This window comes from Pseudomonas sp. FG-3G (assembly GCF_901007645.1).
Lineage (GTDB): Bacteria > Pseudomonadota > Gammaproteobacteria > Pseudomonadales > Pseudomonadaceae > Aquipseudomonas > Aquipseudomonas rhizophila.
This window is the reverse complement of sequence record NZ_CAAKGZ010000003.1, coordinates 64,211-88,571: the sequence shown is the minus strand read 5'-3', so window position 1 is coordinate 88,571 and position 24,361 is coordinate 64,211. Positions and strand designations below refer to the sequence as shown.

The 24,361-nt window shown below is 54.4% G+C and carries 19 protein-coding genes and 1 tRNA gene; 6 read left to right on the top strand and 14 right to left on the bottom strand.

What is annotated here, in order from left to right:
• Window positions 1-46 precede the first annotated feature (46 nt).
• On the bottom strand, window positions 47-2,257 hold the full coding sequence (locus PSEUDOMOFG3G_RS02250) for a DUF1631 domain-containing protein (RefSeq protein WP_139049119.1): 2,211 nt from the start codon (window positions 2,255-2,257) through the stop codon (window positions 47-49).
• Between the two features lie 288 nt (window positions 2,258-2,545).
• Between PSEUDOMOFG3G_RS02250 and nadC the strand changes: the two genes are divergently transcribed.
• Window positions 2,546-3,394: a carboxylating nicotinate-nucleotide diphosphorylase gene (nadC, locus tag PSEUDOMOFG3G_RS02245; RefSeq protein ID WP_047229050.1), complete on the top strand. Its 849-nt coding sequence runs from the start codon at window positions 2,546-2,548 to the stop codon at window positions 3,392-3,394.
• Window positions 3,395-3,432: 38 nt separating this feature from the next.
• Here nadC and PSEUDOMOFG3G_RS02240 read toward each other — a convergent pair whose 3' ends face one another.
• On the bottom strand, window positions 3,433-3,738 hold the full coding sequence (locus tag PSEUDOMOFG3G_RS02240) for a DUF6388 family protein (RefSeq protein WP_047229051.1): 306 nt from the start codon (window positions 3,736-3,738) through the stop codon (window positions 3,433-3,435).
• A 391-nt stretch (window positions 3,739-4,129) separates the two neighbouring features.
• On the opposite strand from PSEUDOMOFG3G_RS02240, the gene PSEUDOMOFG3G_RS02235 reads away from it, so the two are divergent.
• Window positions 4,130-5,266 (top strand): site-specific integrase, encoded by a 1,137-nt coding sequence (locus tag PSEUDOMOFG3G_RS02235; RefSeq protein WP_139049118.1) that lies wholly within the window; start codon window positions 4,130-4,132, stop codon window positions 5,264-5,266.
• Window positions 5,267-5,315: 49 nt separating this feature from the next.
• Here the strand turns inward: PSEUDOMOFG3G_RS02235 and PSEUDOMOFG3G_RS02230 are convergent, their stop codons facing one another.
• From PSEUDOMOFG3G_RS02230 to mobC, 5 genes are all read right to left on the bottom strand, one after another.
• Complete coding sequence (locus PSEUDOMOFG3G_RS02230) at window positions 5,316-5,534, bottom strand: hypothetical protein (RefSeq protein WP_139049117.1); 219 nt, start codon at window positions 5,532-5,534, stop codon at window positions 5,316-5,318.
• A gap of 200 nt (window positions 5,535-5,734) precedes the next feature.
• Complete coding sequence (locus PSEUDOMOFG3G_RS02225) at window positions 5,735-8,482, bottom strand: NB-ARC domain-containing protein (protein WP_139049116.1); 2,748 nt, start codon at window positions 8,480-8,482, stop codon at window positions 5,735-5,737.
• Between the two features lie 342 nt (window positions 8,483-8,824).
• Window positions 8,825-11,251 carry a S8 family peptidase gene (locus PSEUDOMOFG3G_RS02220; protein ID WP_139049115.1) on the bottom strand — a complete coding sequence of 809 codons (2,427 nt, stop codon included), beginning with the start codon at window positions 11,249-11,251 and terminating at the stop codon, window positions 8,825-8,827.
• Window positions 11,252-11,275: 24 nt separating this feature from the next.
• Window positions 11,276-12,262 (bottom strand): AAA family ATPase, encoded by a 987-nt coding sequence (locus PSEUDOMOFG3G_RS02215; RefSeq protein ID WP_139049114.1) that lies wholly within the window; start codon window positions 12,260-12,262, stop codon window positions 11,276-11,278.
• A gap of 773 nt (window positions 12,263-13,035) precedes the next feature.
• A complete protein-coding gene (gene mobC, locus PSEUDOMOFG3G_RS02210) occupies window positions 13,036-13,578 on the bottom strand; it encodes a plasmid mobilization relaxosome protein MobC (RefSeq protein ID WP_139049113.1) in 543 nt (180 codons plus the stop codon).
• Window positions 13,579-14,033: 455 nt separating this feature from the next.
• Between mobC and virB5 the strand changes: the two genes are divergently transcribed.
• The 4 genes from virB5 to PSEUDOMOFG3G_RS02190 are packed head-to-tail and all read left to right on the top strand — an operon-like array spanning window position 14,034 to window position 16,593.
• Window positions 14,034-14,768: a P-type DNA transfer protein VirB5 gene (gene virB5 / locus PSEUDOMOFG3G_RS02205; RefSeq protein ID WP_139049112.1), complete on the top strand. Its 735-nt coding sequence runs from the start codon at window positions 14,034-14,036 to the stop codon at window positions 14,766-14,768.
• A gap of 10 nt (window positions 14,769-14,778) precedes the next feature.
• Window positions 14,779-15,258, top strand: a complete 480-nt coding sequence (locus tag PSEUDOMOFG3G_RS02200; RefSeq protein ID WP_139049111.1) for a hypothetical protein — start codon at window positions 14,779-14,781, stop codon at window positions 15,256-15,258.
• Window positions 15,255-15,515, top strand: coding sequence for an EexN family lipoprotein (locus PSEUDOMOFG3G_RS02195; RefSeq protein WP_139049110.1), 261 nt, complete (start codon window positions 15,255-15,257; stop codon window positions 15,513-15,515). Before PSEUDOMOFG3G_RS02200 ends, PSEUDOMOFG3G_RS02195 begins: the two co-directional genes overlap by 4 nt.
• Window position 15,516: 1 nt before the next feature.
• Window positions 15,517-16,593, top strand: a complete 1,077-nt coding sequence (locus tag PSEUDOMOFG3G_RS02190; protein ID WP_139049109.1) for a type IV secretion system protein — start codon at window positions 15,517-15,519, stop codon at window positions 16,591-16,593.
• 1,085 nt (window positions 16,594-17,678) lie between these two features.
• Here the strand turns inward: PSEUDOMOFG3G_RS02190 and PSEUDOMOFG3G_RS02180 are convergent.
• From PSEUDOMOFG3G_RS02180 to rbfA, 7 genes are all read right to left on the bottom strand, one after another.
• The gene (locus PSEUDOMOFG3G_RS02180) at window positions 17,679-18,863 is read right to left on the bottom strand and encodes a replication protein RepA (protein WP_218951702.1); all 1,185 of its coding nucleotides are present in this window, start codon (window positions 18,861-18,863) and stop codon (window positions 17,679-17,681) included.
• Between the two features lie 3 nt (window positions 18,864-18,866).
• Window positions 18,867-19,208 (bottom strand): helix-turn-helix domain-containing protein, encoded by a 342-nt coding sequence (locus PSEUDOMOFG3G_RS02175; RefSeq protein WP_171061312.1) that lies wholly within the window; start codon window positions 19,206-19,208, stop codon window positions 18,867-18,869.
• Window positions 19,209-19,999: 791 nt separating this feature from the next.
• Window positions 20,000-20,075, bottom strand: a tRNA-Thr gene (locus PSEUDOMOFG3G_RS02170).
• Between the two features lie 125 nt (window positions 20,076-20,200).
• The gene (gene pnp, locus PSEUDOMOFG3G_RS02165) at window positions 20,201-22,306 is read right to left on the bottom strand and encodes a polyribonucleotide nucleotidyltransferase (RefSeq protein WP_047229052.1); all 2,106 of its coding nucleotides are present in this window, start codon (window positions 22,304-22,306) and stop codon (window positions 20,201-20,203) included.
• A 175-nt stretch (window positions 22,307-22,481) separates the two neighbouring features.
• Window positions 22,482-22,751, bottom strand: coding sequence for a 30S ribosomal protein S15 (gene rpsO, locus PSEUDOMOFG3G_RS02160; protein ID WP_024684882.1), 270 nt, complete (start codon window positions 22,749-22,751; stop codon window positions 22,482-22,484).
• A gap of 142 nt (window positions 22,752-22,893) precedes the next feature.
• Complete coding sequence (truB, locus tag PSEUDOMOFG3G_RS02155; RefSeq protein ID WP_076383530.1) at window positions 22,894-23,811, bottom strand: tRNA pseudouridine(55) synthase TruB; 918 nt, start codon at window positions 23,809-23,811, stop codon at window positions 22,894-22,896.
• Between the two features lie 3 nt (window positions 23,812-23,814).
• Window positions 23,815-24,216, bottom strand: a complete 402-nt coding sequence (gene rbfA, locus PSEUDOMOFG3G_RS02150; RefSeq protein ID WP_003177871.1) for a 30S ribosome-binding factor RbfA — start codon at window positions 24,214-24,216, stop codon at window positions 23,815-23,817.
• Window positions 24,217-24,361: the final 145 nt, after the last annotated feature.

Below are 24,361 nucleotides of genomic sequence, written 5' to 3'. Positions count from 1 at the left end.
GTCAGTGAATGCCGCCAGTATGCCGCGATCGGCCCTGGCTGTGCGATCACTTGCCGCGATTGAGCTGACGCAGATTGCCCAGCACCGATTCCAGCGCCCGGTCGAACAGTAAGGTGTCGTCCAACAGACGCGCCGTCCCTCGGCGAAATTCCAGGGCCAGGCTGGTGCGGCTGTGCTCCAGCACTTTGAGGCCCGTGCGGTTGACGAAGACATATTTGCCGGTGGCCTCGATGATCGCCGCCAGTTTGCAACGCAGGCTGTTGTCATCGTCCTCCTGGAACTCAACCCAGCTTCCCAATCGCAACTGATCGACCTGAAGCAGGCCCACATCATCGGCCGGCAAGTGCACCGCCGCACTGTCTTCCGGGGCCTTTTGAGCGGTGCGCAGGACAATTTTCTCCGAGACCTGGACCATGACCGGCGAATTGAACGACTGGGTTTGTTCCGTTGCCTGTCCCATGCGTTCGAGGGCCAGCACGTGGAGGGTTTCCAGCTCGCTGAAAAACTCGCTGGTGGCAAACGGGTCGAACGCCGAACGGCTCAGGCCTTCACGCAAGGCTTTGAGCAGCTGCGGCACTATCGTCAGCAAGCGCAGGCCGGCATCCGGTTCTTCGTGATGCTGGACGCTCCAGATCAGTTCTTCCAGCGTCAAAACGTCGGCCTGCCACTCGGCTGAATATTTGCCGTGCTTGAAGCAGGTCAGCAATAACACCTGGCTCCAGGCGTGCTGCACGAACTCCACCACCGCTTGCGGCAACACTTTGCCCAGCATGACCTGATTCAGCACGCCTTCGACGCGCAGGCGCGCCAGTTCGGCCTTAGCCCGACCTTCTTCGGCGTCACGAATACGCTGTTCGAGCAATTCGCTGCGACGTCTTTCATCGCTGGTGAAGGCCAGGAAATCGGCCAGCAATTCAGAGAAGATCGCCGGGTCATCGACAAAGTCATTCAACAACCGCTGCACCACCTGTTCAATGCGCAGATAGAGGCTGTCGCGCTGATGGTCGTCGCAATCGCCCCAGCCCGTGGCAGCAGCGGCGATTTCATTGAGCAACCGTCGGGCCGGATGATTGCCCCGACTGAAAAAGCTCTTGTCCTGCACCGCAACCTTGAGCATCGGAATCTGCAGACGGCCGATCAACGCCTTGAAGGAGTCCGGCAGGTTATGGTCGTCGAGGATGAATTCAAACATCATCGAGATCAGGTTGATCACGTCTTCATCGGCGTCGTCGACCACCCGCGACTTGCCGCTTCTGACGCTGACCCGGGTCAGCAGCTGTTCGAGTTGGCTGCGCAGGTCGAACTCATCCTCGATGGCAGGCGCCGGCACGTACTGCTGCAAATGGGAGAGCAGGCGCAGCAAATCACGGGTCGAGATCGGTTGGGCCGGTGCGCTGGCCTCCAGAGTCGGCGCCACGCTGCCACGCACCTGCATCAATAGTTTCTGCAACGCAGCAAATACTTCCTGCACGCTGTCATCGACTTCGGCGGCCTTGGGGCCGGCACTTTCAGTCTTGGTACGCGGGGCCTCATCGGCGCGATCCGACGCTCGTCGCGAGGGTGAAATCTTGAGATCCGGCAGGATGCCCGTAGCGGCCAGCAACTGGTTGGCCTCGGTATACAGTTGATCGCACTCGCTGAGCACATAGCGCTCGAACAATTTGAGCAAGATCAGCTTGACCTTGATCTCCACCCCCAGGTTGCGACCGGCCTGTAGAAAGTTTTCACACAGCAGCGCTGGGCTCAAAGGGTTCTGCTGGTTTGCCAGCGGCCTGGTGAGCAAGACGCTGAGCCGTGCAGTCAGTTGCTCAAGAGCCACGCTATCGCGACTGAGCACACGGGTGACCATGGCCTCCACCGCCAGATGGCGCTCCAGGTCATCATGCGTGCGCTGAACCTGAGGGCCGGAGGCGTGCGCCGGCGCCAAGGTGGCTTGGGTCGGATCGTATTGGGCGAGGCTGACAAAGGCTTCGAAAAACTGCTCGATAAATTCGCGCTCAATGCTTTTGCGCTTGAGGCGCAAGTCCCGCATGGCTTCGAAGAACAGGTTCTGATCGACATCGTTGCGCGCCCGATCGGCCATTTCAAACAGCGTGTCGTCGGCATTGTCGAACAGCCCCTGCAAACCAAGGCGCAACTGCTGGGCGGCCTTGTCGCGCACCTGAAGCAGAATCACAGGCAGGCGGGCGAGCGGCGAACGGTTCGCCTGATCGGTAGAAACCTTGTGCAAGGGCACTACATTCCCGTCGTTGTGCATCCTGGTCTCCTGAAAGGGTGCTCTTGCGCTCGAAACGTCAAAGCCATGACGTCAATCGAAAGGCGGATTATCTGGTAAAAGAACCCGGTCATGCCAGCAGACTCTGTGACCCAGGTCGAAATACTCCGCAATAAGTGACCGGACAATCGGGGAAATGTTGCGAGGATGCGACCAAATGCAGGTTTCGATGCCTGGCGCAGACGTCCGGCGCCGTCACCCATAAGGAACATTGTTTGTGAGACAAGCCACTGGCCCTATAATCGGGCCACTTTGTTTGTGGAGCCCGTTATGCCGAATCTACGTCTCGCCGATCTGACCGCCGAAATCGAGGCCAACGTGCGCCGCGCGTTGCTCGAAGACATCGGCAGCGGCGACATCACCGCGCAACTGATCCCCGCCGAACGCCTGGCCAAAGCCACCATCATTACCCGGGAAGCCGCAGTCATCAGCGGCACGGCCTGGGTCGATGCCGTGTTCCGGCAACTGGATCCGCGCGTCGCCGTGCATTGGCAAGTACGCGATGGCGACCGGGCAAGCCCCGACCAGGCGCTGTTCCACCTCGAAGGCCCGGCCCGCTCGCTGCTGACCGGCGAACGCAGCGCGCTGAACTTTCTGCAGATGCTTTCTGGCGTGGCCACCCGAGCCCGCTACTTGGCCGACTTTGTGGCCGACACCCAGGTCAAGCTGCTGGACACTCGCAAAACCCTCCCAGGGCTGCGCCTGGCCCAGAAGTACGCCGTCACCTGTGGCGGTTGCCATAACCACCGCATCGGCCTCTACGATGCCTTCCTGATCAAGGAAAACCACATCGCAGCCTGCGGCGGCATCGCCCAGGCCATTGCCGCCGCCCACAAGATCGCACCGGGCAAACCGGTGGAAATCGAAGTGGAAAGCCTGACTGAATTGAAAGAAGCGCTGGCGGCCAATGCCGACATCATCATGCTCGACGAACTGAGCCTGGATGACATGCGCGAAGCCGTACGCCTGAACGGCGGCAAGGCGAAGCTGGAGGCCAGCGGCGGGATCAACGAAAGCACGTTGCGCCCCATTGCCGAGACCGGGGTGGACTACATCTCGATCGGGGCAATGACCAAGGATGTGAAAGCGGTGGACCTGTCGATGCGGCTCAGTCTCTGACAACAAAAAACGCCAGCCTCAAAAGGCTGGCGTTTTTATCAGACCACCAGATTATTCATCTCGCAGTATTCATCCCATTCCACACCCAGTACCTCGGCCGCTTCCTTGTGCAAGGCAAGGCGCTGTTCCTCGAACTCTTCAGGTGTGCTGGTGTACTTGAGCGTCAACTCCCAAGGCTGTAATCCCTGGGCTTCGGCCTCATCCTCGAACGCCCACTGGATCTGGTCTTTTTGATCGTCGGCGCTCAGGTCCTTGATCTCTTCGAGCAACTGGGGCGCATCCAGCACGTACTTCTTCAGTGCTTCTTCGTGTCTGGCTTCCTGGGTCAATGCTTTAGCAGTCATGGCGTTCTCGTTGATCTGGGGAATGGAAGATGGATCTGGATCATCAAGGATCTCTCTGACGCAAAAAACCGTGTGAAGCCCGGTTTATCTGGCCTTCAGAACCATTCGGGGATCATCTGAAAACAAATGTGTGTGCTTTTTGGGACAAGGGAATCCTAACAGAGACACAAGCCTGTGCAACAACCGCAAGTGAGAAGAACCTGGTGCCCGAGACAGGAATCGAACCTGCGACCTTCGCGTTACGAGTGACTGAACTCGACATTCCAAGGAATCTCGGTAGCCTAGTCTACAAGCAGTTTGTAGGCAACCTCAGCCTCTGGAGAGGACAGCACTTGGCTTTATTGTCCCAATTCTGTCCCACTTGTGGCTGGCATCATTGAGGATAAACAGTATGGCTAGCTTCCGTAAACGCGGCGAACTGCAATGGCAAGCGCGTGTTCGTCGCAGAGGCTACCCTGACCAGGTAAAAACCTTCAACACTCGGGCCGATGCAGAAGAATGGGCCAGGGCCATTGAGCATCAAATAGATCGAGGGGCGTTCGTCAGCCGCACTGAAGCTGAAGCTACCACGCTCTATGAAGCGTTGAGCCGTTATGAGCGAGAAATCACCCCCCATAAAAAAGGAGAGGTAGCCGAGCGCTCAGTGCTGCGAATTTGGAAGGCCAGCGAGCTTGCCATGAGAACGATGCCGACAATCCGCAGCTCTGATATCGCCAAGTTACGTGATCAATGGCTGAAGTCCGTGAAACCCGCCACCGTATTAAGACGATTCCAAGTGCTTTCCCACGTATTCAACGTCGCTCGTAAGGAATGGGGCATGGAGAGCCTTAGCAATCCCCTTGAGCTTGTACGCAAACCGCAACCCAACAATGCGCGTACGCGACGCCTCTTCACAACAAGCTGTTCGGACATGGTCATAGGAAGCGGGCTTCCTGTTTCCGCCGAGGAAGGCAAAGAACAAAGCCCTAGCCGAAGCGCAACCGACGATGAGCTAGAGCGCATCATCGCGGCTACAGAATCTGGCTCCCTTCCCTCTATAATCCAACTCGCCGTTGAGACAGCGATGCGTCGAAGTGAAATCGTTAGCCTCCGCTGGGAACATATTGATTTAAGGGATCGAGTCGCACACCTACCAAGAACCAAAAACGGAGACTCACGAGACGTGCCCCTTTCCTCGAAAGCAGTGGCAATCCTTGAATCACTGATTCCCACCAGCAAAGAGCCACACGAAAGTAACGACACTAGAGTTTTTCGAATTCGAAGTGATGCGGTCACACGAGCATTTGAAAGGGCAGTAACACGTGCCAGAAGATTCTATGAGGCCGAATGCCAGGAAGCCAAGACCCGGCCAGCGCAAAGGTACCTCACCGATCTTCGATTCCATGACCTACGGCACGAAGCGACGTCTCGCTTGGCGGAAATATTTCCGATGCATGAGCTGACCAAAATTACTGGCCATAAAGAGCCACGCATGTTGATGCGCTACTACCATCCAAGGGCTAAGGACCTAGCTAAGCGGTTAGCGTAATAGAAGACCAGCTCTTATATTCCGTATGGCCAATGCTGGGGTCACATACCTACGATTTACGTATTCGCATGATGGCATCTGTGATCGCTTGCATATTTGTGTCCAAGGTTTGCATTGCTGTCATCGCGTTATCGGCGATGCTTTCTGCTCTCTCCCCTGAGAGCAGCTTAATAACTTCTTCAATAGCAGCAGCTAAGGCGTGCTGATTGTGCAGGAGCAACGTTATAGCATCTGCGGTGGCGATGTTTACCCCTGAATTTCCACACATGGCTTTTGTCCTGAGTGATGGTGGGGAAAGACTAGATCATTTCTCGCTGATTGAGGACACTCTTCAGAACCGCTGGCATATCTGGATCATTCCGCTATCAAGCCACGCTTGCAAAAACCCAGAATGAAAACCATTCTGGGCTGTACGATTGCAAACAAACATTCGCGGAGATCAGTGATCTCGTCTAACACCGATGGCGCTTATGACAATATGTGAACCTCAGTAACTTTTAAAGCTCGACCTTTCTCTTGGTAGTGATCAGCGGCAACTTTCACCCCTAGCCGCGCCCCCACTTTCAATTTTTTCCAAGTTTGAAAATCACTATTGGTTAAATTATCAAAATGGATGAAGTACTCAACTCTCTTATCGCAAACAGCGAAAAGAAAGGTGTTGGCTCCCCCGGCTCTTCCCTTTGGAAGTCGAGTGACGGTGGTAATTGTTAAGTCTTTGTCTTGTGCTTCCACCTCATCCAAATCGTCGTGCGACCCAATAGACGAGATCTGAGTCCAAAAATTATCTTTGAACGGGTTGTTAGGTAGATTCAATTTAGACAGGCTCTTTACCAATTGGTAAACATAATCACTCTCACGATATTTGACGTGCTCTGTAGAATTTATAAGATGAGTACTAATGAAGTTCAACGTTGCATTCGCAAACTCTGCGTTTTCTTTATACTCTTTCCTATTCAATAGGAACGCTAGCTCATTGAATATATTCTTTGCCAGCAAGCAGATGCTTTTTGAATAACCATCATTCCTGAATACATCGTCAAGAATTTTTATAGCACGCTGCAGAGTCTGTGAAGTAGTCTGAGGATCATCTGCCGCAGTAGCCTCTGCCTGCCGCTTTAAGGCACTAGCTCTGAACGCACCATATACCCCCCTGAGCTTCCCTTTAGTTTTCCACTCTACCGTCTCGTCAATAATACGATCATGCTTATGATCATAAAGCAAAGTTAGTAAACGACCATTAACAACTTCTACTGCCACCGATGCGTCAGAATCAACCTCTTCACCCCAACCACTATCTATAAGCTCATTATAAATATCACGTGCCTCCTCATACTCGCCCATAGAGTGATGAAGCATTGCAAGGAAAAGTTTATTATTCGGATCTTCTGGATCTTGCGAAATAGCCTTAAGATATTTTGCAGCCGCAAGCTCTTTGGCGTTCAGTGATTCATAAATTTTTCCGTAGTCACGATTAAAGATCGCATGTACATCATACAGATGATCAACCTCAGAAAACTTTCGACTTAAAAGAATAGCCTTTTCCGGCTTAAGATAGAACTTTTGCATAGATTTATTAAAATCCGTAAGCAATATCTTTAGATTCTGATGTAAGACCGGCGGAATGAAGTCCCAGCGATGGTGAGGAATTTTTTGATGTACTTGTCTCGCATCAATTTCTCGAGCTTGAGCTTTGCGCCTACTCACTAGAGATTGAATATCGCGGCGCACAGTTATATTTTTTGGATTCGTCAGCAATAAATCAGTTATTGAGCCGCTTAAATTGAACACTTCTCCGTCATCTGTAATTTCCCTTCCCAACAAGCTCGTATTGCTAAGCTCCGATATTCCAGAAGCGAGTTCATCTCGCGAAAGAGCCAAAAGCTCACACAAATCGGAGCGTCCGCTGTTCCCCGCAACGAAAAGCGCCTCCAGTATTTTAATAGATGTATTAGAAAGACTTTCAATCAAATTATTATAGGAGAAATTAGCGATCTCTTTGTTGGCCACACTAATAGATTGAGGTATATCTTTGCCTGCGAGAAAAAGATCAAGCGTTAATCGTATGGCCAGTGGATTACAATGACACTTGCTAGCGATCTCTTCCAACTTTTCTTCTGGAATATTTCCGCCACCTCTCCGTGATGAATAAACTCTTGCCAAGAGCGAAGCAGATTTGGGCTTTAATGGCTCCAAGCTAATTATACTTGCATTGTTAATTGAAATCCGACTAGTGACCAGTAGTCGCCAGGACTGAGGTAGGGAATGATTGAACTCTTCAAACTCTTTCGGATAGTCAATAAGCAGCGTTTCAAGGTTATCAATGAATAGAACGATTTTTGATGCTTCGAAGGCAACCATAGCATCTTCGAAGGAAGTGCAATCACCTTCAAAAATTGCATTTAGCTCGTCTAATATACTTGCTTGAATCTCTTCAATCGTTTCAACTGCGTCTAGCTTCTTGAGTCCTTCGGCGGTCAGCATCTCCGTCTTCATTGAAATGAAAACACAGCAATCGCACCAAGATCCGGTTTCTGGCAATTTAACTAGCTTATCTAGAAGATCTAAAGCTAGTGCTGTTTTACCAAGCCCCCCTGGAGCAACGATCGCCACGGTATTAACTCGTGGATTCTTCAGAAGCTTAAGTAAATCTCCGCCTTCCTTTTGTCGACCAACTAGCCCCGTTATAGCATGATCAAATCTATCTGGCATATTGTTTCGGATTTGCCAGATCGACTTAGACAACCATTCTTCAGGTGGATCTACAATCTCATTTCTTTCGGCCGATGCTAAAGCGCGACGTACAGAATCCATCCCTAGGATATCAATAATTGGATCAGACGCTACGGTGGCGAGCTTGTACCAGTAAGGGTCTATAAAACGTCGATTCGGATGAGATACAGAGTTCCTGACACCATATATCTCATATCTTATGAACAGTTCCCGAAATGAAACAAGGTAGTTGTTAATCGAGGTATCTTTTGTAAGCTCGGTAAGTATTTGAAATAATTCGTCGAGATACGTTGCTTCTACAACATCCTTGACCTTGGTTCCGTCAAACTGTCGATTGCTATCTTTCTCCCTGCTGGCTATATCTTGAATTAGCTGTTCTGGAAACCTCGAAACATCTAACTCGGTATCAATGACGAAATTCCCAAGCGCTTGCTCCATTTCATGGAGAACCATTGCGGCCTTGCGCCTATTTATATTATCGCTCATAAGCCATATCCCTATCGCGTTCGAAAACGCACTGTTATTGTAAAAAATCTACCTTGCCACACATACAAAAAAGCAGCTTTATAAAATCTATACTTCGGCTATTTTTACGCCCTGGATATCCACCTGAATTATTTATCTGGCTTTAGCGTAAAAAAACGTCGTGGCCAATTGATATCACACCACCAAATTAAATGCCACTTAGAACTGCAGGTGTTCCGCGGGCTCGCAGACCGCGCCGTAACGGCTCCTGGTGAAAATTACGGCGTGAAGGGAGAAAGCTGCTGGCGAAGCACTGCGAAAAAGAGAGGGAGCCCCGACCTTCGGCTACAGGCTCCCGCAGACTTAACCTCTGTTTTGCAAGCGTGTCGCTGCCCTCAGCTGCTCTCTTGCTTGGACCTGCTGCTGAATCAGAGCATGGATCTGAGTGTAGAGCTTTGCGCTCTCGTTTTCCCGATCCGCTACGGTAACCACCAACGCGTAAGGCTCTTTGTCCAGTACATCAGGATGGCTCCACTCGCGATCCTGCCTGATCACTACCACATACCATTTTTCATTTGGCTTGCGCTGTTTAAAGGTCCAACGCGAGGACTGCACTGTACCGCGGCTGCGCGCTTGAGCAGAGATGTCACGATTGGTGGTCGCGTCGTCGTTTCGCGTCTCGGTTTCGGCTTTCTTCAATTGGTTGAAGTGCTTCTGAACGTCATCCAGCGAAGTGCCCTTAACCAAGCGATAGCTGATCTGAGTAGCCAGATAATCGATCCTAGTGGTACGTACCGCAGGTGAATAGGCAAGTGTCACGGAGAGCTCCCGTGTCGCGCGGGCGGAGCGCAGGTAATCGGACGGAAGTGGAAGCTCGAAGAACTGACATGAATCGTTTTCGATGTTCTCTTCCGACATCAGAACAACGACGTTATCGGAGGACCTGAAGAGATCGCTTTCGCTCACAGAGCCATAGCCTGCTACATCGCGCGCTACCTCGCGGTTGTAGGTGTTCTTATCCTCCTTGTAGGCCTTCTTGAACTCATCTGAGAAAGTGGAGATGACTTGATTGGGCAGATATGCCTGATTGACCAACATGGCACGAAGCAGGTTGGCAGATGCGGCTGGATACTCGTTCAGCAAACGTCCAGCCAAATGAGTGATGTAAGGTGCCGCGAAGCTAGTACCACTCACTTCTTTGAACAGCGTGTTGCCGATCACCTGGTGATTGAGGGTGAGTACCCCTAGCCCGTGCATATCAGAGCGCCACTGCTCGTTGGCCCGCCTCATTGGGCTTGCGAGATTGCCGCCTGCGGCGACGAGTTCCGGCTTGAAGGCGCCTTTTACTGAGGGGCCATGTCGGGTGAAGGGTGACGGCTGATTTTCTGAAGCTGGTGAGAGCTGCTGGATTTCAGGAAACCGCTGAGCGTCGTAAGTGGCGTTGTGCCGAGAGATGCTTCCCACCGTCAGTACCGTCATAGCGGGCGCAGGATCGATGATAGCGCTCTGTTCTGCTACCAGATACTCGGGGTACTCGTCTCGCCAGCTGTTAATGGGCGTTGGCGGGTTATCCGATCCACAGAAGTTACCCGTCGAAACTACGAATAAGACGTTGTGGCGCCTAGAGAGAACATCCAGGATGTAGGCGAGACCGCGGACATGGGTACCATCATACGGAGCATGGCTGTTACCCAGCGAGAGATTGAAGATCCTGCAGCCGAGGTCAACGAAATACTCGACAGCCCTGGTCAGGGACGCCTCAAGCGAGTGCTCGTCATAAACCGCATTTCCGGTATGCGGACACTTCTTCATTACCTTCCCGTTGTAGATCCAGAACTCTGGCCGCCAGTAATTCGACTTGTCACAAGCTTCCACGTCGCCATATAGAGCCACACCGGCCACAGCCGTGCCGTGGCCTACTTCATCATCATCTCCTTCACCATCGATAAAAGAGGCGCTCTCAGCCATTGCCGACTTCAATAGCGGATGGTTCCCATTGATACCGCTATCCAAAATGCAGACCCGAGCTGCATCAGCCGCGGGGGAAGGAATGTTTCGAGGGAGCTCGTTGATGTCGCGATTCAGCTGGCGAATGCTGATCCCAGTTGCAGGAAGGAGATCTACCAGTCGCACATCGCGATGATCTAGCAGCAGTTGAGCCTGGCCTGTGGTGACTTCAACTCGGTACAACAGCAAACTGTCCAGATTGATCTTGTCGAACTTTCGGATTTTCTGGCTTTCTAGCCAGCCTTCGAAGGCAGTTGTGAGCCGGATGCGGTTAGGGTGGTTCGCCACATCAACAGGCCAAAGTTCGACGTCAAGCTTAAAGCTAGGAGTGCTTGGAAGGCCGATATTCTTGAGCGCCCAGCTCTTGCGATCCTCTGCGGACCACGCCTCGACCCCTTCGATCGCTTCCAGGATCTGGCGGTAGGTCAAGCTGGCGCCCAAGACACCCAACTTTTTCAGGTGGTCGGCGAACATGGACAAGCCAGCCTCCGTCGCAAACACCACGCAAAGCTGTTTGTCTTCTTGGCTTATGAATTCCAACCCGTGGTGTGACAAGTTGGCGAACGTAAGAGCGCCCTCGTATGTCAGTTTGAGGACGAAGGGAGAGCTCGCAGAGGAGCCGATTTGCTTTCTGGCTTGGCCTTCAGCTGTTGCGAAGTAGCCATTCAGTTTTTGTCCATGCCCACGAAGATCTCCGCGGGTCACGAAATGGGGAGGGTTTTTCGTCCGGCGCTGGTTATCCAGTACCTCGCGCGCAATGTTCAGGTGCTTATAGGTAGCCACAGTTTCTTCCCTGAGGGCTGATGTTTATGACTTCCTGAGGTCTTCCCTAGCAAGGGCGCTCTTCAGCTCCTTGATAGTCAAAAACTCTTGCTCCCGCAGGATCATCCGTTTTGCTGCACGGCGTATTACGCGCTCGACGTCCGCTCCACTCTTACCCTTAAACTCCTTCAATACTTCTCTGTCGTCAATCTCAAACTGACGGCGAATTCCCCGCAGCTTCAGATGCAAAATTTCTTTCAGCTGTTTCTCATCCGGAAGGGGGAATTCGATGGACTCATCAAATCGCCTCCAAATAGCCGAGTCGAGGATCTTCTCATGATTCGTAGCGGCGATAATCAAACTACTACCTTCGTATGAGTCCATCATCTGAAGCACAGCGTTTACTACTCGATGCAGCTCGCCATGGTCACTGCTGTTGTCGCGTTCTTTGCCAATAGCATCGAATTCATCGAATAGGACCACAAACGGATGCTGGGCAATAAAATCGAAAACCTTTCGAAGGTTTGCGGCAGTCTCGCCCAGGAAAGAGGAGACCAGAGCATCTAAGCGTACGATGGCAAGAGGTCGATCGAGCTCAAAGGCCACGACTTCAGCCGCCAAGGTCTTCCCGCATCCTGGGGGACCGAAGAAGATGACCTTACCAGCAGGCTTCATTCCATAACTGCGTAGAACATCAGCCCGTCTGTTTTCCTCAAGAATTTCCTCCAAGGCCGCAGAGCTGCTCGGGGGAAGAATCACTTCATCGAGTGACCGCTTGGGCGATCGGATATCCAGCAGCGGTAGGCCGCGTTCTTTATCGACAGGAACATCATAATGGGCACGTTGCGGGCTTCCCGCTGTCCGTACGCTCGAATCGCCGCCGTAGAGAATCTGTTCCAGATCATTCGCTAGCAGATGGTGCTGCTTTTGCCGCTCTTCCTCAATAACGGCTTTTGACGCGAGCCGAAATGCATTCGCATCGCCCGCTGTGCCTGCTCTGAACAGCTGCCGAAGAATTTTACCATTCGCCATTTCATACCGCCTTGTATTATTGCTGACTCATAACTTGTTTAGTCGTCGACTTAACCTATCGCAGCTAAACAGTTCGCAATAACCCGTCTCGCACTTTGGTTTTCATAATGCAGGACTCCATTCCCAATCAACGTTCATCTGCATGCGAAGCTATTTGTAACGGGGTGGCTGGCCTGCGGGGTAGCCTAGTCCACTTTTGACCCTCCTTAAACAAAAATCCGCCGAGCTGTAGTCGGTCATTCCATTTACGGCCAATGGCTTGAGTCATCCAAAAGGACAAGAAAAATCTTTTTGAGCCCAACGCGCCCCATGACATCCCGTCTTTGAGCTTTGTCAGTGGTTGAGATTAGTCGATGACGGTTAAAGGTCAGTCATGCGCGATGGATTACGATACCTGACGGCCACACTGACAGCGCAAGGTTATGTATTGGCTCATGATCAAAGCAGAAACCCATCCTCCGAAGCTCTGACTTGATGTTCGCCCGCGGCTTTTGAGGGGCTGCTTTTGGTCGATTCTGTTGAAAAGGCCGATTCTTCCAAAGCGTCCCCATCCGACCGCTGAAATCCTTGTCCGCAGCCCGAATCTTCACCCTCACCGCGGGGCGTTACTGACAGTGCGAGCGACTTCTCGCGCGTCGCCGGCTCGCTCGGCCTTGGCTCGGGCCGGTCTGCTCTAGACACTCCACTACGAACGTTTCTTACCCTGACGACCTTGACCCGGCCGTAGTCCAGGCGTTCACCCCAATCCTTTATGACGCCATCAAGTACGCGCCTCATTCGATGTTCCACCGCTCAAGGCTGGCCCGAATGGCAGTGCTTACCGTATCCGTGTGTTTGTCGATGATGCGACTTAGCTTCTCGATCTGCTCGACCGTGATTTTGGCGTGCTTACCTTCGTTCAATCGGCGGGCGATCTGATTCAGGTTACGGCCGATAGCAAGTAGCTGATAGTTCGACTCGCCCAAAGCGTCGATTTCCGTCATGCCGAACTGTGGTTCGTGCGTGAGACCAGTCCGGCAAGCGTCAACGATCCAGCGACGCATAGAACACCGTTCGATGTTTGCCCGCTCTCGGATTGCCTGCTTTTCGGATTCGGTCAACAGGATTTCAAAGCGAACCTTGGGTTCAGCGGCCGGCGCTTCCCGTGTCTGGTGATAGGTCTTCGGCTGTGGATTTGCTGCGGCCTTCGTCAACTGCTGCTCGATAGCCTCTTTAATGGCAGCGCCGGGCTTCTTGCCCAGGGCTTTGCAGTAGTCGACCCATGGTCCTTTGGTTGAGCCTAGATACACGTTCAAGTACGGGGACTGTTGCTCCATAAATACCTGCCAATAGCTTTAACGACCAGCACACGGGGGGACCAAAGCACGCGAGTACGCGCGTAGTTTACCGGCGGTTAGCCTATCCTGCACTAGTCCTCATACCTTGGCATTTCTTCGTCATGACGAAATTTGCGACCGGAAAGCGCGCTCATTAAAATTGCGAGAAAATTGCTGACTAAACGTTTTTGCATGATCGACATCCCCTAGCCAAAATGGGAAAATGTTGCACGCCAGAATGCATAATTTTGGCTTCCTAGCGAGCGCTGAACCGCCCCAAGAACGCCTCGCGCGTACCGGGTGCCGGCCTGAGAAGAAGGGCCTGACCACCATGAACAGAATGGCCGCCTAGTCGCCCCAAGAACGCTCAGCGTGCCGGGCGCGGTTCCTAAACAGACCGACAGATCGGAACAGTACGATCCTGCGTTCGCCCCCCAACCTTTGGAGTGGCGAATATGAAAAATCCCTTACCCTCTTGGTTCTTGGCCGTAGGCATTGCGGTGCCTTCAGCAGCATTCGCGCAAATACCTGTAACAGTAACCACCCAAGCAAGTGATTCGCCGATGACGATGGCCGAGTTCGCGGCCAATACTGCGCGCTGGGCGCAGCAAGTCGAGCAGATGACGTCGCAGATTGACCAGATGAAGCAGCAATACCAGTCGATCACCGGATCGCGTGGTATGGGCGGCATCATGGACAATCCAGAACTACGAGACTACCTACCCCAAGACTGGCAAGCCGTCTATGACAGCGTAAAAACCGGCGGCTATTCCGGCCTGAGCGGGCGAGCTGGCCAAATCTACAACGACAACAAGGTCTATGACGCATGTGCCAATTTCGCTGTCGCGGCGCAGCGGACGAGCTGCGAAGCGCAGGCCGTGAAAGGTGCTCAGGATAAAGCTTTCGCCCTGGACGCCTACGACAAAGCCAAAGGCCGTTTGCAGCAAATTGATGGACTGATGGGCCGCATCAGCCAGACCCAGGACCCCAAGGCCATCGCGGAGCTGCAAGGCCGGATCGCGGCCGAGCAAGCCATGATCCAGAACGAGCAAACCAAGCTCCAGATGTACCAAATGGTGGCGCAGGCCGAGGACCGTCTACAGCAGCAACGGCAGCGTGAAATCAATGCCAAGGTTCTGGCTAATCGTGAATACACGAAGCACCAGCCTTTCAACCTGCTGGACAAGTGAGGGACACACCATGATTTCCTATATTCACGCCCCTGTTCTGGCTGCTTGCTTCTTCACGCTTCTGTTTATGCGGCGGTGGTGGCTCTGCATTGATCGCATGGGCTTCTCGCGTGAAGTCGGCCGCCGCGCACCGTCCCTTGTTCAAGGCGACATTCTGGCCGCAACCCTCGCCATCGTTCCGTTCCTGGTGGCGGCAGTAGATTGGTTCGGTATCACGCTACCGCGTCAGTCGGCCCCAATTGCCCCCGGCATGGCGGCCTTGATCTCCGTGGCCTGCCTGAGCGGCTGCGTGTTTGTGCTGCGCAATTCTCGCCAACGCTTCGCCGGCCATTGGGCAGGCACACGAGAAAGCGCTCTGCGCACCGTCGCGGCGCTACGCATCATCGACGCGGCCGAGCTGGCCCACGCATTGGACGTGCTGCAACAGCACGAAGCCCGGCAATTCAACGGCCGAACTATCGACGCCGAAACGCGCGAGGTCCGCAAATGAAAAAGCTCTCTATCACCCTGGTCGTCGCGGCCGTCCTGGCTGGCTGCGGCGAGAACACGCCTGTTCAAACTGTCGTTTGGTACAAGATCCATGAGGCCGAGCGCTCGGCGATGATTGCCAAGTGCAAGGCAAACCCCGGAGAACTAAACGCCTCCCCGAACTGCATCAATGCCGTTACGGCGGCAAACCATCTGACCGTTGAAAAGCGCGGCTACACGAAGCACGCCCCGATAAACGCGCTCGAAGGGGGAAAGTGAAATGGCAATCGAATCAAATATTTTCGAGTGGATTGGCGAAAGTATCGACATGACCCTGAACACGTTCGTTCAGGTCACTTCGGGCAACGTCATTTCCATGTTCACCGACGTTTTCATCTACGGTGGAACGCTGACGTTCGTCCTGATGGGGTTCGCCATCATCTTCGGATATGTCGAAGCGCCCTCCTCCAATTTTATGAAAACGTGCGGAAAGTTCATTGTCATTAGCGGCTTGGCGATGAGTGCCCCGACATACCTTTTATGGGTTGTCGAAGCCCTGCGCGGCTTGGAAACCGGCGTGGCTGATGCCTTCTCGGCATCGGGTAGCAGTACGCAGGCAACCTCGGTCTATCAGGTGCTTGATAAAGCAGTCACGGATGGCTTCAAGATCGGCGGCGACATGCTCGAAAAAATGGGCAAACGGCAATGGTATGAATACACCATGGCGGCTTATGACTTTCTGAACGCCGTCATCATCTATCTCGCCACGCTCTTAGTCGCCGTTCCTGCCGGCGCGATGGTCATCGTTTCCAAGATCATGCTTACCGTCATGCTCGGAATCGGCCCGTTCTTCATCGCCATGCTGATGTTTCCCGTCACTGCTAAATGGTTTGATAGCTGGTTCGGTCAGATCATGACCTACATCATGCAAATCGCTCTCGTGACAACGGTTCTCGGCATGGGCATGAAGTTTTTCAGTACGCTTACGGCCACGGTTCTGGCTTCCACTACTGACCACCCTATCGCCACGATGCTTGAAATCCTGATCGTCACGGGTGTCACCCTGTTCTTGCTGCAGAAGGCATTTGAAGCGGCGGCGGCCTTGGCCGGCGGCATGTCCTCGGCAGGTATCACGCTCCGACAAGTCACCCAGGCAGCGGCCTCGCCCGCTACCCAGGTTTTGAACCGACCAAGCACGCGCCGCGATTTGCAAAGTGGGATGATGGTCACGGGGGGCCGGCTTAATCATCTGGCGGCGGGTAACTCGATGTGGAACCCTGCCTATCGGCAGCACATCATGGAGAACCTCGGCAAGAACTGGGGACCCGCCAAGGGTGGAGGGATTGGACGAGACTAATCGTCCTTCATCGACTCTCCTTGGCTATATGTGCGTTCGTCCTGCGCGCCCTGCTGGGCTTACCCAAAGGGGCTCTGCCCCTCTGGACTTCCTGCCCCTCGCCGGGTGGCAGGGCTGCGGGGTAACGCCTCCCGCAACCCAGCCAATAGGGTCATCGTGGAAAGCGCGTCAAGGGTCCGCTTCGCCGGCATCCTCACCCGGTCCCGCTTCGCGGGCTGCGGCTTGCGGTACCGCCCTTGACCCTCTGAGTCCGCGCTGAATTTGTCTTGTTATTAACCTGTTCTCGGTATTTCAGAGTGATCATATGAAGCTACGCAATGCAATTTCCGACGAGGAGCGAAAGCGCAGGCAGGAAGCGGTCGATTATGCTCGAGCATCGATCGAGCTTTCGGGTTTTAGCCTAGGTACCGAAGATGAAGCTCGCGCTCAGGCTTTTGTAAACGGCGATCTGGATTTGAGTGATTTTGTAGGCTCTACAGCGCCGTCTCAGCTGGAAGATGTGTCAAGGGCATCACCGGAGGCCGCAGCGGAGCGGAGCCCGTCAGGGCGAGCACCGAACGGGCGAGGATGATGGGCGCAGCCTTTACCCTTGATACAGCTGCAAGCGTCCCAGCCTAGCGCCAGGGGTAGGAACCAGGCGAAGCCGCAGGACCTGCCCCTGCCGCCAGTCCGGCAAGGATAGGACGCGGGATGCAACCGAAGGGGTTGCCCACGCGAAGCGTGGATCTGCCGAACTCAGACGGTTGCCTTCAAACGCGCTCACGCCTCACTACCAACAGTTTCGTCTTGCTTCATGATGGAGAGGAGATAAATAACTGTTGATATTTGTTTATTTGAAAGCTACTTGCCGAAGCCGAATAAATCTAAATTTTCTTTATAAATCAATAAGTAGAACCTCGAATCAGCAAAGTTCTTATCGGCGTTTCAGCGTCATCGTATCGGTGTTTCAGCAACCCTATATCGGAGCTTCAGCGTAGCGATATCGGCGTTTCAGCGAAAACGCCTGGCTTTATCCACAGGGCACCTCAATGGATCGCTACCACATCCGGACTTAACGACGTTCCGCTGGGACGGTCTCTACAGCTCTATGGAAGCGCTCGAACATGAGGCGGACTTGGAAGCAGCCGTAACCCATCCCGTTCAGACGAAAGCCGGGCAGCCGGATACAGCACATGTACGTCGTGCAAACAGCGATTGAACTCCGCGCGGAAATGCGCCATCCCCTGGGGAGTGGTCGCGTAGCCTACGCCAAATTGAAAGCGCAGAGCGTCCCATGGAATCAGGGCTGGCCGTCGAAGAATGAACATGCGCCACGTCAGCCATAAATACAGATCTATCGCCAGGGGTGATCGCAAGCAGTGCAATACGCGCAGATCGAACGGCACGGCGCAGTCCATACACTCCCGGTAGAATGCTTCCGACAGGGTAATCGTACTCTCCCAAAGCGAACCTCCACCGGGGTTCTTCTGACCCCAACGGAGTATGCCCTCATCCGACAGCGCGACGTTCTTGTAGGAAAAATCCTCACCCTGATGCGCTTTTAGCGAAATAGTGGTGCTAAACAATTTCGTAGCCTGCATCTTCAGTCGAGAGGTATCGCCACGTAGCCCCCCACTCGTTGACAGGCCGAGCTTCTCGACGAATTCATTAAAGCTCCGACCAAGCTTCAATTCACGCGATCCGGTCAACTTTGCCTCCCGTGTTAACCACGCGGAAATGAGTCGCGGTAGCTTGCCATACGGAAGGCCAATATCAGGGTCCACCAACATGGTGATGGAGGCGAGGCCGTTGTCGCGCTTGTAAAATGCCCCATCAATTTTCTTATGCGGCATTGATGCCCAGATCATAGCGCGCGCCATATATCCAATCTGGCCGGCCGCTGACGCCTCTTGGTTCTGGATCGCAAGGGCAGTATCAAAAAGATCCGCTGCCTTCGCTGCGCTTGCCTTGGCCGCCTTAGTAGAGTGAATACGCGTTTGCTTTGCTATGGGCGCTGTCTTGGGCTCTGGAGGCAGAGACGACAAACCTCGTAGGGCAATATCAGCGGCTGGACGGAGCCCAGGAATGCGCGCTGGCTTCGCCGATCGTGTTGATCCATCTGTTTTTACAGGTGCAACTTGCATCGCCTTTATTGCTGCTGTCCTGGCTGCAATTACTGCAGCCGTTTCGGCGTCCATGCCAGCAAGCACAAGTCCTGCGTAATACCCCGCCTCATCAAACCTTTCGGTATCGGCATTTAGGAGCGAACGACATGATAGGCTGGCCCCCATAACTCAGCCTCCACTCACGAGCGTAGCCAGCGGCAGTACATCCTCTGCCGCACGCCGCCGTGCCATTTGCTCAATTTTGGTGGGCCTACCGCGCCGGGGTTTTAAATGACTCGGATGGCTGGGGTCAGCTTGGAATTGCCTGTCAATGAAGTCAGCAACATCCACCAGCCGAAAAACACGCTTGCGACCAATTTTGAAGGAAGGAATGCGATAGCGCCCCTGGCTAACCAAATTACGAATGGTCTGAGGCTGTTCACTCGTGATTTCGCTGACCTGCTCAACGGTAAGCGTTGGCGGATAGCTTTTGCATAGGAATTCAAGCGTGCTTATTGGAAAGACGGCCATGCCGCACCTCATGCGTAGAAGGCAGTCGTCCCTTGGGACGACGCCAATACGCGAGTTGCGGTGAGGCTCTATAAGGCGTTGGAGGAAACAGCACTTCCTAACAACGCCCGCAAGACTAGGGCCTGATTTCGGGAGTCTAAGGGTGGCCTTGCCATGTCAGCGGCAGGATTGAGTAAGGTCACTCGCATGCCCTTACACCCCGAGACTCTTTACCGGACGCTACCCCGGCGCTGTGTCGCATGTTCACTTTTGCCGATCCCCTATCTCACCTTTGGGGTGGCTCAACTGCCGCGTTAGCGTCCAGTGATCCCTGAGTGGTTGAATCCGCGGCAGCTTAGCTTTCTTGGGACACCCATTGGGCAGCATGGGCGGATTAATCGCCCGTCCGGAAAGCGCCAGAACATTCACAGTCCTAGCCTCCCACTCATCCTGGATCACATTCGAGGTTGACTACCTCGAAGGGTATCGAGCCTAAGCTCAATATCCCGGATCATAAGCCACGTTACCGATAACACCAAGTGGTACAGCCCCGTCAGTTAACGTGAGCGCTGATTGACGAATCCGGATCGATCAGAAGGACCATGACAGATTTGTCCCAATTTTGTCCCACCGAGGCACAAATTTTTATGGGATTTACGCATATATCTAGATGTACCTCGGTTTACCAAAACCCTCCGATCACACCTACTCACTGACTTACAAAATTTATGAAACCTCAACGAAACCTGATACATAAAAGCAAAAAGGCCCCGGAACGGACACCATTCCAAGGCCTTAACATATTTTGTTCATGGTGCCCGAGACAGGAATCGAACCTGCGACCTTCGCGTTACGAGTGCGCTGCTCTACCGGCTGAGCTACACGGGCGGTGGGCTAAACCTAGCACTGAGCTTATGGCCAGGCAACCTGCGACACGGTGATTTCCCGCACACAGCAAAACGCCCCGAACCAGTCGGGGCGTTTGCTTGTTCAGCGGCTAAGCGAGGGGGTGATTAAACGCCCGACGCCTTGGCTGCCGCTACGTCCTTGATGGACAGCTTGATACGACCGCGGTTGTCCACGTCCAGTACCAGCACTTCCACTTCCTGACCTTCTTTGAGGATGTCGGTCACTTTCTCGACGCGAGCATCGCTCAGCATGGAGATGTGAACCAGACCGTCCTTGCCCGGCAGGATGTTGACGAACGCGCCGAAGTCGACGATGCGCTCAACCTTGCCCACGTAGATCTTGCCGATCTCGGCTTCTGCGGTGATGCCCAGGACGCGCTGACGTGCTGCTTCTGCCGCTTCCTTGGTTTCGCCGAAGATCTTGATCGAGCCGTCGTCTTCGATGTCGATCGAAGCCTTGGTTTCTTCACAGATCGCACGGATGGTCGCGCCGCCTTTACCGATGACATCACGGATTTTGTCGGTGTCGATTTTCATCGCGATCATGGTCGGAGCGTTTTCCGACAACTCGGTACGCGACTGACCAATGATCTGGTTCATCTGGCCGAGGATGTTCAGGCGCGCTTCCAGGGCTTGGCCCAGGGCGATTTCCATGATCTCTTCGGTGATGCCCTTGATCTTGATGTCCATCTGCAGTGCGGTCACGCCTTTGGCGGTACCGGCCACTTTGAAGTCCATGTCGCCGAGGTGGTCTTCGTCACCCAGGATGTCGGTCAGGACGGCGAACTTCTCGCCTTCTTTCACCAGCCCCATGGCGATACCGGCAACCGGAGCCTTCATCGGCACACCGGCGTCCATCAGGGCCAGGGAAGCGCCGCAGACCGAAGCCATGGAGCTCGAACCGTTGGACTCGGTGATTTCCGATACCACGCGAATGGTGTACGGGAACACGTCAGCGGCTGGCAGCATGGCCTGGACCGAACGACGGGCCAGACGGCCGTGACCGATTTCGCGACGACCGGCGCCACCCATGCGACCACACTCGCCCACCGAGAACGGAGGGAAGTTGTAGTGCAGCATGAACGGGTCTTTTTTCTCGCCTTCCAGGGTGTCCAGCAGTTGCGCGTCACGGGCGGTGCCCAGTGTTGCAACGACCAGGGCCTGGGTTTCGCCACGGGTGAACAGCGCCGAACCGTGGGTCTTTGGCAGAACGCCGACTTCAATGTTCAGCGGACGCACGGTGCGAGTGTCGCGACCGTCGATACGTGGCTTGCCGTTGACGATGTTTTCGCGAACGGTGCGGTATTCGATTTCACCGAAAGCGGCTTTGACTTCAGCGGCAGTCGGCTGGCCTTCTTCACCGGACAGCTTGGCAACCACCTGGTCTTTCAGCTCGCCCAGGCGCGCATAACGATCGGCCTTGACGGTGATGGTGTAAGCCTGGGAGATCGCTTCGCCGAACTCGGCACGGATCGCGCCCAGCAGTTCGGTGGCTTCGGCTTGTGGAGCCCAGGTCCAGGTTGGCTTGGCGGCTTCGGCGGCCAGTTCCTTGACGGCGTTGATCACCACCTGGAACTCGTCGTGGGCGAACAGTACAGCGCCCAGCATCTGGTCTTCGGTCAGCTCTTTGGCTTCGGATTCAACCATCAGCACGGCTTCGGAAGTACCGGCCACGACCATGTCCAGGCTCGAAGCTTTCAGTTGCTCGTAGGTCGGGTTCAGCAGGTAGCCGGTGCTTTCGTGGAACGCAACACGGGCAGCGCCGATCGGACCATCGAAAGGAATGCCGGAGATCGCCAGCGCGGCCGAAGTACCGATCATCGCAGCGATGTCCGGATCAGTCTTCTTGCTGGTGGAAACGACGGTGCAGACAACCTGCACTTCGTTCATGAAGCCTTCTGGGAACAGCGGACGGATCGGACGGTCGATCAGTCGGGAAGTCAGGGTTTCCTTCTCGGAAGGACGGCCTTCGCGCTTGAAGAAACCGCCAGGGATCTTACCGGCAGCGTAAGTCTTTTCCTGGTAGTGGACAGACAGAGGGAAGAAGCCCTTGCCTGGATCGGCTTGCTTGGCACCGACAACGGTCACCAATACGCTGACGTCGTCGTCAACGGTGACCAGCACTGCGCCGGAGGCCTGACGGGCGATACGGCCAGTCTCGAGGGTAACGGTCGACTGACCGAACTGGAATTTTTTGATTACCGGGTTCACGGTGTCCTACCTTCTTTGTGGCTCTTGGGGAACTTGTCTTCTTGCGAAATTCTTGGGCAGTGCGGGGAATCGGCCCAACGACTGTCCAGATAAAACTTGAGGCTGGGAGCCTGCCGGCTGCCGGCGCAAAACGCAGGCAACAGGCAGACAACCAACCTCATAGCGCAATCGCTGATTAGCGACGCAGACCCAGGCGACCGATCAAGGTGCTGTAACGACTTACGTCCTTACCCTTGAGGTAATCCAGCAGCTTACGACGCTGGTTTACCATGCGGATCAGACCACGACGGGAGTGGTGATCTTTACCGTTGGCCTTGAAGTGACCCTGCAGTTTGTTGATGTTGGCGGTCAGCAGTGCAACTTGCACTTCTGGCGAACCAGTATCACCAACAGCTTGCTGGTAGTCGGTCACGATCTGAGCTTTTTCTTCAACGCTGAGTGCCATGTGGCTTTCCTCTTGTAAGGTACCGTTCCCAAGGAAACCGTACCAACAGGCCAGGGACAAATCCCTGTATCTATAAATGAGTAGTGACCGTGCCTGTTAACAGCCACACTCGCCAACCTGCTGTTACACAGGCTGGTTCCGGTCATTCCGACCGAATCAGTCGACGCGGCGCAATGCGCCCGTCTTCGCTCACTTCACCGATACCGATGAAGCGGCCATTGTGATCCTGTACCCGTACCATGCCGAACTTCGGTGCATCCGGAGCACGTACCGGTTGGCCGTTGAGCCAGTAGAACGCGCTGTGCTCGGAGAACTGCAACAGTGGCCAGTCCAGCAGGCCGCTGTCCGATGGCATCAGGAAACGGTCAACCGCTTCGTTGCCGCCTTCGGCATGTACCGCTTCGAGCTCTTCCAGCGTGACCGTCTGGGCCAGCGTGAAAGGTCCGGCCTGGGTCCGTCGCAGTTCGGCCACGTACGCACCACAGCCGAGCTTTTCACCAATATCCTCCACCAGGGTGCGGATATAGGTGCCTTTGCTGCAATCGACTGCCAGCCGCGCAGTATTACCGTCAAAGGCCAGCAATTCCAAGCGCGCAATAGTAACAGAACGCGGTTCACGCTCCACTACTTCGCCTGCACGGGCCAGTTTGTATAACGGCTGGCCATCACGCTTGAGAGCAGAGTACATCGGCGGTATCTGGCTGATTTGTCCGCGAAAACCCGGCAACACAGCCTCGATATCAGCCTGACCAACGGTCACCGGCCGCTCCAGCAACACCTCACCTTCGGCGTCCGCCGTGGTGGTGGTCTTGCCCAGTTGCGCCAGGGTTTCATAACCCTTGTCCGAATCGAGCAAATACTGAGAGAACTTGGTCGCCTCGCCAAAACACAGTGGCAACACGCCGGTAGCCAGCGGATCGAGACTGCCGGTGTGCCCGGCTTTCTCGGCATTGAGCAGCCAGCGAACCTTCTGCAACGCCGCGTTGGAGGTGAACCCCAGCGGTTTGTCGAGCAGGATGATGCCGCTGACGTTACGGCGGATACGTTTGACCTGAGCCACCATTTACTCCTTGGTGTCTTCGGGTTCAGCCGCAACCGGGTGCTGACTGTCTTCAGCCACGGCGCGCTCGATCAGGGCCGACAGATGCGCGCCCCGCACGACGCTTTCGTCGTAGTGGAAGTGCAACTGTGGAACGCTGCGCAGCTTCATCTCCCGGGCCAACTGCATCCGCAGGAAACCGGCAGCCGAGTTGAGCACCTTGATGCTTTGGGCGATTTCTTCGGCGCTGTCCTGCCCCATCACGGTGATGAAAATCTTTGCATGACCGACGTCACGGCTGACTTCCACTGCGGTAATGGTGACCAGGCCGACGCGCGGGTCTTTGACTTCGCGACGGATCAGTTGGGCCAGCTCGCGCTGCATCTGATCGCCGATTCGTTGGGTACGGCTATATTCTTTTGCCATGTCTTGTTACCTGTTACTGCCCCACGGTCAAACCCGTGAGGTCTGAAAGCGGCAAACGCCCGGCCTGACAAAAGCCAGACCGGGCGTTGCGTTTAGAGTCCGCCTGAGAGGCAGCGCATGTTCATGCGACTGCCCGGTGCGGCTC

Excerpts from the sequence above, each read along its gene's own strand:
- mobC (WP_139049113.1), bottom strand. The coding sequence starts at position 13,578 with ATGGAGCAACAGTCCCCGTACTTGAACGTGTATCTAGGCTCAACCAAA.
- PSEUDOMOFG3G_RS02230 (WP_139049117.1), bottom strand. The coding sequence starts at position 5,534 with ATGTGTGGAAATTCAGGGGTAAACATCGCCACCGCAGATGCTATAACG.
- PSEUDOMOFG3G_RS02190 (WP_139049109.1), top strand. The coding sequence starts at position 15,517 with ATGGCAATCGAATCAAATATTTTCGAGTGGATTGGCGAAAGTATCGAC.
- nadC (WP_047229050.1), top strand. The coding sequence starts at position 2,546 with ATGCCGAATCTACGTCTCGCCGATCTGACCGCCGAAATCGAGGCCAAC.
- PSEUDOMOFG3G_RS02250 (WP_139049119.1), bottom strand. The coding sequence starts at position 2,257 with ATGCACAACGACGGGAATGTAGTGCCCTTGCACAAGGTTTCTACCGAT.
- PSEUDOMOFG3G_RS02225 (WP_139049116.1), bottom strand. The coding sequence starts at position 8,482 with ATGAGCGATAATATAAATAGGCGCAAGGCCGCAATGGTTCTCCATGAA.
- virB5 (WP_139049112.1), top strand. The coding sequence starts at position 14,034 with ATGAAAAATCCCTTACCCTCTTGGTTCTTGGCCGTAGGCATTGCGGTG.
- PSEUDOMOFG3G_RS02235 (WP_139049118.1), top strand. The coding sequence starts at position 4,130 with ATGGCTAGCTTCCGTAAACGCGGCGAACTGCAATGGCAAGCGCGTGTT.
- PSEUDOMOFG3G_RS02240 (WP_047229051.1), bottom strand. The coding sequence starts at position 3,738 with ATGACTGCTAAAGCATTGACCCAGGAAGCCAGACACGAAGAAGCACTG.
- rpsO (WP_024684882.1), bottom strand. The coding sequence starts at position 22,751 with ATGGCACTCAGCGTTGAAGAAAAAGCTCAGATCGTGACCGACTACCAG.
- PSEUDOMOFG3G_RS02195 (WP_139049110.1), top strand. The coding sequence starts at position 15,255 with ATGAAAAAGCTCTCTATCACCCTGGTCGTCGCGGCCGTCCTGGCTGGC.
- rbfA (WP_003177871.1), bottom strand. The coding sequence starts at position 24,216 with ATGGCAAAAGAATATAGCCGTACCCAACGAATCGGCGATCAGATGCAG.
- PSEUDOMOFG3G_RS02215 (WP_139049114.1), bottom strand. The coding sequence starts at position 12,262 with ATGGCGAATGGTAAAATTCTTCGGCAGCTGTTCAGAGCAGGCACAGCG.
- PSEUDOMOFG3G_RS02175 (WP_171061312.1), bottom strand. The coding sequence starts at position 19,208 with ATGGCCGTCTTTCCAATAAGCACGCTTGAATTCCTATGCAAAAGCTAT.
- PSEUDOMOFG3G_RS02200 (WP_139049111.1), top strand. The coding sequence starts at position 14,779 with ATGATTTCCTATATTCACGCCCCTGTTCTGGCTGCTTGCTTCTTCACG.
- PSEUDOMOFG3G_RS02180 (WP_218951702.1), bottom strand. The coding sequence starts at position 18,863 with ATGGGGGCCAGCCTATCATGTCGTTCGCTCCTAAATGCCGATACCGAA.